The organism is Sphingomonas sp. CFBP 13714 (assembly GCF_014842205.1).
Lineage (GTDB): Bacteria > Pseudomonadota > Alphaproteobacteria > Sphingomonadales > Sphingomonadaceae > Sphingomonas > Sphingomonas aerolata.
In genome coordinates, this window is the sequence record NZ_JACYVG010000006.1 from 101,049 (window position 1) to 114,475 (window position 13,427).

Here is a 13,427-nt window from a genome sequence, read left to right on the forward strand (position 1 = left end):
AAAGGAATATGCGAGAGGTCGATCATCCCTAAACGCTAGCTGCCGATACTGAAGATAGCGTTAAGCCTCCCATGCTGGCACGTAAACGTGGTTAACGATTAATAAACCATGTTGAATTCAAGTTAACGCCCGGTTAACTTCCCCTTGCGTCCTAACGGACGTGAACAAGGGAGAAAAAAGTGCTGAAGCTCATTCTTTCGCTCATCTACGGCGACCACATGCGCCCCTGGTAAACAGGTGCCGGCCCGGCGTTTTTGGAAAAACCCGCGTATCGCGGGCAAGCTTCCATTGGCGCCGGGCCACTTTGAATGCCATTCAACTATAGTGTTTTAAGACCCGTTATGGCCTGAAGCCGACGGGTAGACGCCGACGGGCCAACCCCATGGCCGTCTGGATATGTGACCGGTCGCTACCGCTGCAGCGCGCGCATGACGCCGCCCGGCTTCACCATACAGACAAGATGGGCAGCGCATCAGCGCCAGGGCGCAGGCCGAAGCAGCCTGCCTGCAAAACCAGCAACACAGTATAGGGATCGGCGTAGCGCGCCCGCGTCCGCAATCGGGCAGACCTGTGTCTGGCTGCGAGGATCGCGCGGCGAGCTTTACGCGCCGCGTCTCGCGTCTGGGAAGATCCCGTGGCGGGCGCGATCCGCGCCGCCACGGGATGAGGCGATCAATAGTCCTTGGAGTATTTCACGCTGGCGTTGGTCCCGCCCTGCGCGCCGGCCGACGAGAGCAGGCTGAGCGCCTTGGTCAGGGCAATCTCGAGCTGGGTCGAGGTGAAGCCCTTCGCGTCGGTGACGATCTCCACATAGATGTTGTCGGTCAGGTACTTGCCTGCCGCAAGGCTGGTGCCACGCCCGCTGGCCTCGTCCGCGCCAAGGACGCGCAGACGATCGAAGCCGGTCGCCGAACGCAGCTTGCCGAGCGGATTCAGACCGCCACCCGACCCGCGCAGCGAATTGAGCGCAGACGCCAGCTGGATCGCCTCGGTCGCCGAGAGATTCTCGGGGTTGGTCCCGAACAACAGCCGGCTCAGCACCTCGTCCTGCGGCAGCGCCGGGGTCGAGGTGAAGGCGATCTGCGGCCGCTGGCCAGTGCCCGTGACGTTGATCACGACGGTGATGTTGTTCGTGGTCGTCGTCGCCTGGATGTTGATGTCCGGATCGGTCAGCGCCCCACCACGGAAGCGGATCGTGCCGCGATTGACCTCGAACCGCTTGCCCGCGAACGAATAGGTCCCGCGGACGATGTCGAGCCCACCGGTGACGACCGGCGCGGTCGACGTGCCGGTGATCCGCATGTCCATCTCCCATTCCGATTCGAGACCCATGCCGGACACGAACAGCTGGTTTGGCGCCCGCACCCGGAGGTCGAGCTTGATCAGGCTCGGCGGCGCGGGCCGCGCGGGACGATCGGTCGGCAGCGCCGGCCGTATCTCGCTCTTGCGGCGGATACCGGTCAGCTCGGCAACCTCCGCCTGACCCTGGCGGATGATCTCGTAACGCGCCTCCGGGATCTGCAGGTCACCCTTGAGCAGTCCGCCATCGCGGCCATAGGTGAACCGCACCGACCCGGTCGTCGTCGCACTGAGCGCGTCGCTCTTGGCGAGCTGTGCATTGTCGAGCGTCGCGCGCAGATCGATCGGGAAGCCGCTGTCCGCGGCAAGCCCGACACTGCCCTGGGCCTGGACGCTGCCATTGCCGGCACGGGCCCGCAGCTGCGTCAGTTCAAGCCGGTCGTTGTTGAACCGCGCGTTGATCGCCATCTGCGACAGCCGCGTGCCGTAGACCTCATTGTCATAGGTCAGCGAATCGGCCCGTACGATGCCGTTCAGACGCGGGGCCTGGACACGCCCGGAGAAGTCCGCCGCGATCGCGATCGGCCCGGACAGCTGCTGGTTGGGCAGCGCGGCCAGGCTGAACAGCACTGCCGATGGCCCGTTATACCGGATGCCACCCGACAGCGGTGCCGCCATCAGTCGTTCCGACCAGGACGCGCCAGCGCCCAGCGGCCGGAGATTGGCGACCATGCGCCCCACCACCGTCGGCCCGCGCCGGACCAGCGCGCGGCCGGTCCCGCCATCGGCATTGAGCGTGCCGGCGAAGACGATGTCGACCGCATCGGACACCGCCGCGATTCCCGTGCGGGTGAAGTTGCTCACCGTCGCACGGACGTTCGCCGTCGGCACCGCGGTGCTGTTGGCCTGGGCGAAGTCGAGGCTGCCCGTTGCGGTGCCGCCGATCCCGAGGTTCGGCATCAGCGCGCTCAGCACCGACAGGTCGAGCTTGTCGAGCCGCGCCTGTGCGTTCAACCCGCGGCCATAGCTGCCGGCAAGACGCGCTGCGCCGGCCGCGGTCCCCTGACCAAAGTCGATCCGGGTCGGCGAAAGACGATAGACGCCCTGCGTCGCCTCGATCCGCGCGGGATTGGCGGTGCGGAAGTCGATCCCGTTCGCCTGGCCCTTGAGCGCGACCAGATAGTTATCGGGGCTCAGCTTCGCATTCATCGCGAGGCGGAATGGCACGCCGCTCGACCCGGTCGCCAGTGCCTGGGCCGTGCCCTTCCCGCCGACGTAATTCACCTTCGCACGTGCGGCGGACAACACGACCTCGCCGTAGCGCATGTCGGCGATCTGGACGTCGGCGATCACTTCGGGCGCCTTGGGATACAGCACCGCGCTGGCATCGACGATCGCGCGGCCGATCGTGAAATCGACCATCCCCGGAATCTTCGCGCCATAGGCCCGCGCGGCGACATCGGCGCGCTGATACCCGCCCTGGTTGGCGAGACGGACATTGCCCGCCAGCCCCTGCCCCGCGAACTGCAGCGCACCGGCGAACGGCCCTGCCGCACTCTGCACGATCCGGCCGCGTGCAACGATGCCCGCGAAGACCGCACGGCGCACGTCGACCGCCAGCTGCGTGCCCGGCGTGACCAGCACATCAGCGGTGAAGGGGCCGTAATCGGTGCCGCCGCTCGCGACGACGGCATAGGCCCCGTTTCGCCCGACCACCCGCGCCTGGAGGTTGACCAGCCCGACGCCGACGCCCGGCCGCGGTGCGCGCAGAACGACGACCGGCGCCGTCGCACTACCCGTGACCCGCGCCGACAGCGGCCCGTAGACGGTCGAATAGGCATCCGCGTTGACGAGAACCGCGCCGGTGGCCGGATCGAATCGCCCCTCGCCGCGCGTCACGCGGAATTGCGGCGCGTTCATCCGCAGGTTGCGGAAAGTCACGATCCCCTCGGGACTGTACCCGATGTCCGACCGGACGATCGCGTTGCCGCCGAGGAAGCTGCGCGCGCCTTCGTTGAAGATCTGCGCGGTCTGCGCGACGACGCGGCCGGTGATGCCGAATCCGCCATTGGGGCCCGGTACCAGCTTTGCATCGGTCGTCAGGTTGACGATGCCGATCCCGTCGACGCGGTAGTTGTTGACCCGCCCCTTGAGCGCGCCGGTGTAGCGTCCGGTCGACATGTTGGCGACGACAACCGCGGTCGCGTCGATCTTGTCCGAACGGATCTTGAGATTGTCCGACAGGACGTTGACGCCGGAGATCGCGAAGTCCCCGTCGATCGCGACGTTGGTCGCAAGACCGCCAACCGCCGCATTGAGCCCGGTCACGCGACGTGCGCGCGCCTTGATCGGCAGGAGGATGCGGTCGGCATTCACGCGCGCGAGACCCTCGGCATAGAGGTTCTCGACACCCATGTCGCCGAAGGCGATCGTCGCGGCCCGGACCTTGTAGTCGACCGTCGGGGTCGCGAACGCCCCGTCGAGGACGACGCGCGCGGTGACATCGCGACCGCGCAGATTGGGCAGGATCGCCCCCGGGGTCAGAAGCTTGGCATTGACCGCGAAATTGGCGAACCGGCTGTTGGCGAGATCGATCAGGCCACCGGCATCGACCGCGAGCGCGTCCGACTTCAGCGTCATGCGCGTGTCGGCCTTGCGGTCGTTGAGCGTCGTGTCGATCGACACGTCGAGCTGTGGCGCGGTCAGGCGCTCGACCGGTCCTTCGAGATACAGGCCGGGGCGGGTTGCGCCGCGAACCTCGATATGGCCGTTCTTCGCGGTCAGGCCGAGATTGGCGAGCTCGCCGCCGCCCAGCGTCGCGACCGCACGGCCGCGCCAGGCGGCCCAGCTTCCGCGGCCGTCCACCGTCGCGGTCAACGGTGCCTTGAGCGACCCCATCGTCGCGACCACGCCCCCAACGGGCGCGGTCAGCTTGACGTTGACGTCGAGCTTGTTCTGTTCGGGCACCGCGTCGAGCTTGAGGATGAGGCGGTCACCGCCGGCAATGCCGGGGCCGGTCAGCGCGGCGGCGTTGGTCGTCAGCTGCGCGCGCTTGTCGGCGATATGGACCGCGCCGTCGATCTTGAGGATATGCGTCTGGCCCGTCACCGGCTTGCCGATCACGAACCGGTCGATCACCAGCCGGTTCACGTCGATATCGAGATCGGGCAGCAGCGGCGCGTTGGGATCGGTCGGGGTTGCCTTGAGCACCGGACGCCGTTGCAGCGTGACGAGCGGCGTGGTCAGTGACCGGACATCGACATGGTTGCTGGCAAAGGCGAACGGGCGCCAGTCGACGCGCAGCTTCGGGCTGGTGAGGAACACGCCGGTCGGGTCCGACACGCGAACATCGCTGAGCGTCATCGCGCCGTAGATCGATCCGTCGATCCGCCCGACCTTGATGTTGAGGCCGGACGCGGTCGTGTAGCCACCAATCTGATCCGCGACGAGGCGGCGACCGGGATCGGTGTTGATCCCGAACAGCACGATCAGCACGAGGGCGATCAGCGCCACGATCAGGATCGCGATCCCCTTGAGGATCCGCTGCCACAGCGGCCGCCGGGCTACGACGCTGTCGTCAGCCTGATCGATAGGTCCCTGGTCGGCAGGGGGTGCGCCGTTTTCGGCCATCAGAATGCCTGCCCGATCGAGATGTAGAGCGCGACCTTGCCGTCGCCCTCGCGTGGGTTCAGCGGTGTCGCGACGTCGATGCGCATCGGACCGAAGCTGGTGTAGAAGCGACCGCCGATACCCGCGCCGTAGCGCAGGCTCGACAGGTTCGGCGTGCTGCTCTCATAGCTGTTGCCCGCGTCGATGAACGGCACGATGCCGAAATCACCGAACCGGTAGCGCGCCTCGAGCGCGAACTCGTTGAGCGAGCGCCCGCCGACCGGGTCGCCATTGGGATCGAATGGTCCGAGCCGCTGATAGCCATAGCCGCGGACCGATCCGCCGCCGCCGCCATAATAGCGCCGCGAGGGTGCCAGATCGTCGCGCGCGACGCCCTGGATCGTCCCCGCCTTGGCGCGACCGGCGATCACGATGCTGCTCGACACGGGATAGTAGAAGGTCCCTTCAACCATCGCGCGGACATAGGGTTTGACCGAGCCCTGCACCGATGTTTCGGGGCTGGCGTTCAAACGCAGACGGAAGCCCTTGGTCGGGTTCAGCAGGCTGTCGGAGCGGTCGAACAACAGCTGCCCGGGCAGCGCGACGATGCCGTAGGTGCGTCGGACGTTCTCGCCACGAGCGAAATCATACACGCTCTCGTTCGTGCCGACGAGCTCGCCGCCGTAGTAATAGGTAATCGGCTTCTGCCAGATCGGGGTCGAATCATAGCTCCAGCGGATGCCGACGCTCGTCGTGAACGCCTCATAGGCGTCGTAGTTCGAATGATTGGCCCCCGCCGTCAGGCTGAAGGTGCGGTCGCGGCGCCCGGCATTGGCGCGGCGGAACGTGCCCGCAAGCCCCTGTTCCTGCGTCCCCGCGATCACCGACGCGAGCAGACCACCCTCATAGGGGAACAGGTTGCGATGCTGCCAGGTCCCCTCGGCGCGGAAGCCCTGCCCCGTCGAGAAGCCGACATTGCCGCCTAGCGTGCGCGCCGGGCCCCTTTCCTGCCGGATCAGCAGGTCGACCTGCTCGGTCCCGTCGGGGTTGGTTCGGCCGGTCCGCTGCGGCACCACCGAGACGCTCTGGAACAGGCTCGTCGCGACCAGCGCGTCGCGCAGGTCGTCGGTCATCCGGTTGTCGTAGAGCTGCCCCGCCTCGAACCGCGGAAAGACGTTCAGATGCTCGATGTCGAACACCGCATCGCCTTCGGTGCGCAACTGCCCGAACGAGGCGCGCGGACCCGTATCGACGGGCAGCGTATAGGCACCGGTCGGGACCTGCGCCTCGTCGTCGAGCAGGATGTCGCGCTCGCCGACATTGACGAAGGGATAGCCCATCTGCGGCAACATCATCGAGACATTGGCCTCCGCCCCCTGGATCCGGTCCGCCTGGATCGGATCGCCGACCTTCAGCGGCAACTGGCTGCGCACCAGATCCGGCGGAATGGTCTGCGCGGTCTTCACGTCGATCGAGCCGAGCGTGTAGAGCCGCCCCGGCTGCGCGCTGACGATTGCCTTCAGGCGGCCGGGCTTGTCGGGCACGGTTTCGATCGTCGAGACTGCGGTCGCGTCATAATAGCCGAGCGACTTCAGCAGCCGGACGACCAGCGCCTCGTCTTCCTTCGCGCGCGCCGAAACCTGCGTCGTGTTCGCCGCCTTGCCGCCGCCCTTTAGCGCGGACAGCGCCTTGTAGCGCGCTTCGAGCCCGTCGCCCGCATCCGCCAGACCCTTGATCTCCGCATCATAGCGGATCTCGGGCGCATCCTTGTCCTTGATGTCCGCAGCAGTCGCCAGCGGTGCCGTGTCGTAGCTCGCGAGTGCGGGAAGCGGCACGACCAGCTGGGGATCTTCGGGACCGATGGGGGGCAATACGGCGCCCGTCGCGGTTGTCGCGGAGGTCACATCCGTCGCGGGTGTCACGGGCGTGGTTTCGCTCGCCATCGGCTCGAGCGGTGCGTTGATGTCGTTCGAAAGCGGCGGCAGCGCCTGGTTGAATTCCGCGTCGGGAACGATCGGGGCGTTGCCCTTCGGATCGGCCACGCCGGTGTCGGATCGCTGCTCGGCCGTGGGTGCATCCGGTCCCTTGGCGGGCGCGGTACCGGGCTTTGCCAGCTGGGCTTCGCCGGGAGCGGCCACACTCGCCGCCAGAGCGATCGCGAGCCAATAGTGCCGTCTTGTCGAACTCGTCACAGGAAACACGATCCCCTTTCGAAGGGCGACCGCGTTCGATTCATCCCCGTTAATCCCTCGCAACGCACGAAACTTGGGTTGGTTTCCGTCATCCGGCGATTCACACGCAGCCGATCATACCGGCCACCGGAAGGACGATGGTGTCGCGTCCCGGCCGCTCAAGCCGTAGCGTCGCATTGGGTACCATCGCGCCGGACGCCAGATCCTCGCGCGTGACGATCGTCATGTCGAGCGCGACGGTCAGGTCGCCACCGCGATAGGTCGTGACCCCGGCAAAGCCGTAGCCACCCGGCCCGGCCTCGTCGACTCGCGCATAATCGACCGGCTTGCCGTCGACCGCGAGACGCAACCGCGCCGAGTCGGCGGTCGCCATCGCCACCAGCGCTCGGTCGCCCGTCGACCAGAGATACGCCGCGCATCCCCGTGCGGGCATCGCCTGCTTGCCGATCGGACCGAGCGTCGCGGGAGCCTTGGTGGTGTCGCCGGGCACCGTCTTGGCGGGCGTGGCGGCCTGCACGGCCGCGGCGATAAGCAATAGCATCATCCGCCCGACGCTATCATGAAGAGCCAGGCCGGATAAGCCGCGATCGCCAGCAATGCGCCGAACGGCATCGCGGTCTGCCCGGTCACGGGTTTGCCGCCGACGCGCATCGTCAGCACCGCGCCGAGCCCGACCATGCTGGCGATCAGCAACACGGCGGGCAGCATCTGCCAGCCGAGCCACAGCCCGATCGCACCGAACAGCTTGGGATCGCCGCCGCCCATCCCGTCATGTCCGCGGATCCGGCGATAACCTGCCGCGATCGTCCAGAGCAGGGCGAACCCCGCGACCCCGCCGATCAGACGGTCAAGTCCCCCGGGCGCCAGTCCGGCAACACCGCCCGCCGCACCGCCGAGCGCGAGCAAGAGGGTCAGACGGTCGGGCAGCCAGAAGGCGACGAGGTCGAGCGCTGCGAGTGCCAGCAACAGCCAGCCGAAGACCGCGCCCCACAAGGCAGCCTGCCCCGGCGCGACGAGCCCCGCGGCGATACCGATCGCCAGCCCGCACGCCTCGATCCGCCAGTGCAACGGATCGATCTGCGCACCGCAAGACCGACACCGGCCGCGCAGCAGCAGTGCACTGACCAGCGGGACGAGATCGATCGCGGTCAGCGCCCGCCCGCACGCATCGCACGCCGACCGCCCGCGAACGACCGACCGGTCCTGCGGCCAGCGAATCACCAGCGCGGCGATGAAGCTGCCGACGATCGCACCGAGCACGCCCAGCGCCGCCGCGGCGATCATCGGGCTCGGCACGGACATGGCGTCAATCATCCGCCGCGCGTGCCGGGCACGTCCCGCGCCGTCAAGCCGATGCGCGCGCCCCGATCCCGGCGAGCGCTGCCGCCGTCAGAGATCCAGCGTGTAATATCGGCTGAACCGCGAGGGCGGATAAGATCCGAACCGCTTACAGCGGACAAAGCCCGCGCGTTCGTAGAGCGCGCGCGCCGCGGCATAGGCAGCGTTGCCCCCGGTCTCGAGGCTGATCCGCGTCGCGCCCATGTCTCTGGCATGACGGGTCGCATGCTCCAGCAGCGCCGCGCCGACGCCGCGGCGCACATGGTCGGGATGCGTCCGCATCGATTTCAGCTCGCAATGCCCCGCGTCGAGCGGCTTCACCGCGACGATCCCAAGCAGCGCCGAATCGCCCCCCGCCCCGTCCCAGGCCGACCACACCACCACCGACGGATCGCGCAGCCCGGCGAGGTCGAGGGCAAAGACACAGTCCGGCGGCGAATTGGCATGCGCGGCGCGCTGGTGCAGCGCGACCAGATCGACGACCGCGTCGCGCGTCAGATCGTCGCGCTCTATCCGCATGACGCGATCCGGGTGCGACGGCGCGTCATCGCTCAGGGCAGCGCTTCGTCCGCATCGATTCCCCACAGCGCGTCGACGCGCACGAAACCGGCCTGCCCCTTGATGTCCATCTTGCACCAGCCATTGCCGCACTGGCTCAACCGGCCGACGACGCCCGGGGCCGCGCGCCACTGCAGTCGTCCGCTTTCGCTCGGGCGGTCGAGGATCGCGATCGGGGTCGTGCCGCGTACGATCGCGGTGCGCGTGCTACTCATCAGATTGGCCTGCATCCAGCCTTCGGTGCCGTCGGGATCGGCGATCTTGCGCCATTCCTTGTGGATCGCGATCACGCGCACCGGCAGGTCGGCACGCTGATACAGCCAGCTGGCGGGATAGGCGCGGGCCGGGCCGGTCCGCAACCGCGCGCGCCCCGCCGAGATCGAGGCATAATAAGGAAGCTTGCGCACCGGATCCGCGGCGGCGGCAGGCTCGGTGCCCAGCGCCGCCGTGACGAGGGCGGCGAGCCCGAAGGCGAGAATGCGCATGCTGATGTCCTGTTGCCGACGCGGTTCGTGTCCGGCCAAGCTCTATCGCCACCGCGGCGGCGGTTTCAACTGCTAAGCGCGCGCGCCGCCGTTCCACGGATGGCAGCGCGGTTTTGCCGCTCCATCGTTGACGCCGTGGATGACGTTCGCCAAGCCACAGTCATGCCCGATCTACGCCCCGATAGCTGGCCCGACACCCGGCGCAGCCCCAACCCCAAGGTGATCGTCACGCGCGAACTCGCCGATGCGGTCATGGACCGTATGGCGGCGCTGTTCGACACGACCAACAACCACGGCGATGCCAAGCTCAGCCGCGACCAGCTGGCCGCCGCGATGGCCGATTGCGACGTACTGGTCCCGACTGTGACCGACGATATCGACGCCGCGCTGATCGCAGGCGCGGGCGATCGCCTTCGCCTGATCGCCAATTACGGCGCGGGCGTGAACCATATCGACCTGAAGGCGGCGCGGGCGCGCGGGATCATCGTCACCAACACGCCGGGGGTGCTGACCGAAGACACTGCGGACATGACGATGGCGCTGATCCTGTCGGTGCCGCGGCGGCTGGCCGAGGGCGAGAAGCTCGTTCGTTCGGGCGCATGGACCGGCTGGAGCCCCGGCGGGATGCTCGGCCACCGGATCGGCGGCAAGGCACTCGGCATCGTCGGGATGGGCCGGATCGGACAGGCGGTCGCGCGCCGCGCCGCCGCATTCGGCCTCTCGATCCACTATCACAATCGCCGCCGCCTCCCCGTCGCGCTCGAACAGGCGCTCGGGGCGACGTGGCACCCCTCGCTCGACGACCTGCTCGGCGCGGTCGACATCGTCACGATCCACACCCCGCTCAACGCCGACAGCCGGGACATGATCGACGCGCGCCGGATCGCGCTGATGCGCCCGCACGTCTTCCTCATCAACGCCTCGCGCGGCGGCGTGGTCGACGAGACCGCGCTGGTCGACGCGCTCGAGGCGGGCCGGCTCGCCGGTGCCGGGCTCGATGTCTGGCGCCACGAGCCGCAGATCGATCCGCGGCTGCTCGCGCTCGATAACGTCGTGATGCTCCCGCACATGGGATCGGCGACGTTCGAGGGGCGGATCGCGACAGGCGAGAAGGTGATCCAGAACATCCGGATGTGGGCCGATGGCCACCGCCCGCCCGATCAAGTGCTCGAAGGCTGGGCCTGACTGTCCCTCACCCGTCCCCGCGCCTGTGCCCGGAACCGATTCCGCAGTGCGGCATTTGTTGGATACCCCCGGAGAGAAAGAGGAGTATCCCATGAAGAAGATTGCTGTTTCCGCGCTGCTGATCGCGTCCGCCGTGTCGATGAGCGCGTGTTCGACGCTCAAGGGCGCAGGCATTGGTGCTGCGGGCGGTGCGGGTGTCGCCGCGGCGACGGGCGGTAGTGTCGAAAAGGGCGCAGCGGTCGGTGGTGCCGGCGGTGCGGTGGTCGGCACGGTCGCTGACTGAAACGTCTGGCGCGCGCGGGCTTGAAGGTCCGCGCGTCGCCCCTCAAATCACCGTGCGCGGATCCAGCCGGTCCGCTGGACGGTGCCCGTCAGGACCTTCGACCCGAACGCCTTGGCGACGGTCGCGGCATCCGCAATGTTCATCAGGACAATCCGTGTCCCCCCCGACGGCAGCGATTCTATCGCGCTGATCTCGGCCTTGTGCTTGGCGCACATCGCGACGGCCTGGGCCTCGGTGACGCGTACGTTCATCGCACGCGAAATGGGCGCAACATCGGCGCTGGGCGTGGTGGTCATCTGATAATCCCGGCAGGGAGCGGGAGCGCGATACGTCTCTCAGTCGTGGCTTGCCCGAATGAAGCGCCGCAATGCGCCCGGTATGCGCGCTATCCCGCCGATCGGCAACCTCGGCCGCCGCGTCAGACGCGCGTTCCGAGCAGTGCGAGCCCGAAGCCGACGAACACCGCCCCCGTCGCCCGGTCGAACGCGCGCCGCAATGCCGGTCGCGTCAGATGCCGCGCCAGCGTCCGCCCGCTCATCGCATAGACCGCATACCAAAGGCTTTCGACCACCGCGAAGGTGACGACCAGGATCGCGAACTGCGGCCCCTGCGGCGCGGCGCGGTTGACGAACTGCGGCAGGAAGGCGGCGGCGAACAGCAGCAGCTTGGGATTGCTGATGCCGATCACGAACCCGCCGCGGAACAGCCGTGCGGCCGACATCGTGCGCGGCAGCGTGTCGGCGCCCAGATCGACCGGCCCGCCCGCACCGCGCCACGCCTTGATCCCCAGCACGATCAGATAGGCGACACCGGCATAACGCAGCGCATCGAACACCCGCGGCCAGGCGGTCAGCAAAGCCGCGACCCCCGCCGCCGATGCGGCGAGGACGAGGACCAGCGCAGTCAGGCACCCCGCCATCGCCGCCAGGCTGCGCCGCGCGCCGAAGGTCATGCTGCGCGTCATGACGTGCAGCATGTTCGGCCCCGGCGTTCCGCACAACAGGATCACCGCGACCAGGAACACCGTCCACGCATGCAGCGTCATGCCTTTGCCCCCCTACCCTGACCGACTCAGTCGCCGGTCAGGATCCGATCGACCAGCTGCCCGACGCTCGGCACGAACCCGTTGGAATAGAACGGGTCCTTCTTGAAGTTATACGCCGCATGACCTGCGAACATCAGGTTCTGGTCGATGTCGCCGCCATGCGCGATATCCTGCAGCGTCTTCTGGATGCAGAAGCTGCGCGGGTCGGCGAGCCGCCCCGTCGAGTTGGTCTCGGTATCCGCCCAGCTCGAGAAGGAGCATTGCGACAGGCAGCCCATGCAATCCGCCTGATCCTTGCGGATCATGCCCTTTTCTTCCGGACCGACGAAGACCAGCGTGTTGTCCGGGGTCTTGAGCGCGTCGGTGAAGCCTTCGCCGAACCACTGGCGTGCGCGCAGCAGGTCGTTGCGCGTCACCCAGAAATTCTTGCCCTTAACGCCGACGTCGAGCTGGAAGATGTGGTCGCCCGCCTCCTGCGTCGAAAACGCGATCTGGCGCTCGGACCGCGCCTCGAGGCTGCGCAGGAACGGGTTGCGCACCGCCGAGGAATAGAAACCGGTCGGCGAGAATTTATGCAGCAGCACATCGCCTTCCTCGATCTTCGTCAGCGCGTCCTTCCACCCCTGCGGGATCGGGCTTTCGCGCGTCAGCAGCGGGCGGGTGCCGAACTGGAACGCGATCGTGCCGAGCTCGGGATTGTCGATCCAGTCGTTCCAGTCGCGCAGGTACCAGACGCCGCCCGCCATCACGATCGGCACGTCGTCCGAAATCCCGCCCTCGCGCATCACGTCGCGCAGTTCCTTCACCCGCGGATAGGGATCCTGCGGCTTCAGCGGATCCTCGGCATTCGACAGGCCGTTATGCCCGCCCGCAAGCCACGGATCCTCGTACACGACCGCGGCGAGCCACTGCGCCGCCTTCGAATAGGCGCGCTTCCACAGCGCACGGAACGCCCGCCCCGAACTGACGATCGGCAGGTAGCTGACGCCGTAGGACGCGGTGATCTCGCTGAGCTTGTAGGGCATGCCCGCGCCACAGGTGACGCCCGCCACCTTGCCGCGCGTCCGCTCGAGCACGCCGTGCAGGATCCGCTGCGCGCCGCCCATTTCCCACAGCACGTTGATGTTGATCGCGCCCTTGCCGTCGGCGATCTCATAAGCGCGCTCGACCTGCTGGACCGCACCGTCGATCGCATACTGGACGAGCTCCTCGTGCCGGTCACGCCGCGTCAGCGCGGCATAGACCTGCGGGATGATCTTGCCCTCTGGATCGTAACTATCGGCATTCACGGCGGAAACCGTGCCGATGCCACCCGCGGCGGCCCAGGCTCCGGCCGACGCATGGTTGGTCGCCGCGACTCCCTTGCCGCCTTCCACCAGCGGCCACACTTCGCGACCGTTATAGACGATAGGCTTCAGGCCCTTGAACACGAC

General features: G+C 67.6%; 11 protein-coding genes. 2 read left to right on the plus strand and 9 right to left on the minus strand.

Annotated features, from left to right (window positions below; genetic code table 11):
• Nucleotides 1-672 precede the first annotated feature (672 nt).
• The 6 genes from IFT54_RS14480 to IFT54_RS14505 form a co-directional block, all read right to left on the minus strand.
• The gene (locus tag IFT54_RS14480) at nucleotides 673-4,929 is read right to left on the minus strand and encodes a translocation/assembly module TamB domain-containing protein (RefSeq protein ID WP_192071182.1); all 4,257 of its coding nucleotides are present in this window, start codon (nucleotides 4,927-4,929) and stop codon (nucleotides 673-675) included.
• The gene (locus IFT54_RS14485; protein WP_342354839.1) at nucleotides 4,929-7,100 is read right to left on the minus strand and encodes an autotransporter assembly complex protein TamA; all 2,172 of its coding nucleotides are present in this window, start codon (nucleotides 7,098-7,100) and stop codon (nucleotides 4,929-4,931) included. Before IFT54_RS14485 ends, IFT54_RS14480 begins: the two co-directional genes overlap by 1 nt.
• A gap of 100 nt (nucleotides 7,101-7,200) precedes the next feature.
• Nucleotides 7,201-7,644 (minus strand): hypothetical protein, encoded by a 444-nt coding sequence (locus IFT54_RS14490; protein WP_052380969.1) that lies wholly within the window; start codon nucleotides 7,642-7,644, stop codon nucleotides 7,201-7,203.
• On the minus strand, nucleotides 7,641-8,414 hold the full coding sequence (locus IFT54_RS14495; protein ID WP_244649057.1) for a prepilin peptidase: 774 nt from the start codon (nucleotides 8,412-8,414) through the stop codon (nucleotides 7,641-7,643). The genes IFT54_RS14490 and IFT54_RS14495 overlap by 4 nt, the downstream gene beginning before the upstream one ends.
• Before the next feature lie 75 nt (nucleotides 8,415-8,489).
• Nucleotides 8,490-8,957, minus strand: a complete 468-nt coding sequence (locus IFT54_RS14500; protein ID WP_192071183.1) for a GNAT family N-acetyltransferase — start codon at nucleotides 8,955-8,957, stop codon at nucleotides 8,490-8,492.
• 32 nt (nucleotides 8,958-8,989) lie between these two features.
• On the minus strand, nucleotides 8,990-9,481 hold the full coding sequence (locus IFT54_RS14505; protein WP_183936260.1) for an SH3 domain-containing protein: 492 nt from the start codon (nucleotides 9,479-9,481) through the stop codon (nucleotides 8,990-8,992).
• Nucleotides 9,482-9,643: 162 nt separating this feature from the next.
• Between IFT54_RS14505 and IFT54_RS14510 the strand changes: the two genes are divergently transcribed.
• The gene (locus tag IFT54_RS14510) at nucleotides 9,644-10,666 is read left to right on the plus strand and encodes a 2-hydroxyacid dehydrogenase (protein WP_192071184.1); all 1,023 of its coding nucleotides are present in this window, start codon (nucleotides 9,644-9,646) and stop codon (nucleotides 10,664-10,666) included.
• A 91-nt stretch (nucleotides 10,667-10,757) separates the two neighbouring features.
• Complete coding sequence (locus tag IFT54_RS14515; RefSeq protein WP_031395371.1) at nucleotides 10,758-10,949, plus strand: hypothetical protein; 192 nt, start codon at nucleotides 10,758-10,760, stop codon at nucleotides 10,947-10,949.
• Nucleotides 10,950-10,996: 47 nt separating this feature from the next.
• On the opposite strand, the gene IFT54_RS14520 is transcribed toward IFT54_RS14515, so the two are convergent.
• From IFT54_RS14520 to IFT54_RS14530, 3 genes are all read right to left on the minus strand, one after another.
• Nucleotides 10,997-11,245, minus strand: a complete 249-nt coding sequence (locus IFT54_RS14520; RefSeq protein ID WP_197975206.1) for a hypothetical protein — start codon at nucleotides 11,243-11,245, stop codon at nucleotides 10,997-10,999.
• Between the two features lie 122 nt (nucleotides 11,246-11,367).
• A complete protein-coding gene (locus tag IFT54_RS14525; protein ID WP_031441353.1) occupies nucleotides 11,368-11,994 on the minus strand; it encodes a LysE family translocator in 627 nt (208 codons plus the stop codon).
• Between the two features lie 26 nt (nucleotides 11,995-12,020).
• Nucleotides 12,021-13,424: an NAD(P)H-dependent flavin oxidoreductase gene (locus IFT54_RS14530; protein WP_031441354.1), complete on the minus strand. Its 1,404-nt coding sequence runs from the start codon at nucleotides 13,422-13,424 to the stop codon at nucleotides 12,021-12,023.
• Between the last annotated feature and the right edge of the window lie 3 nt (nucleotides 13,425-13,427).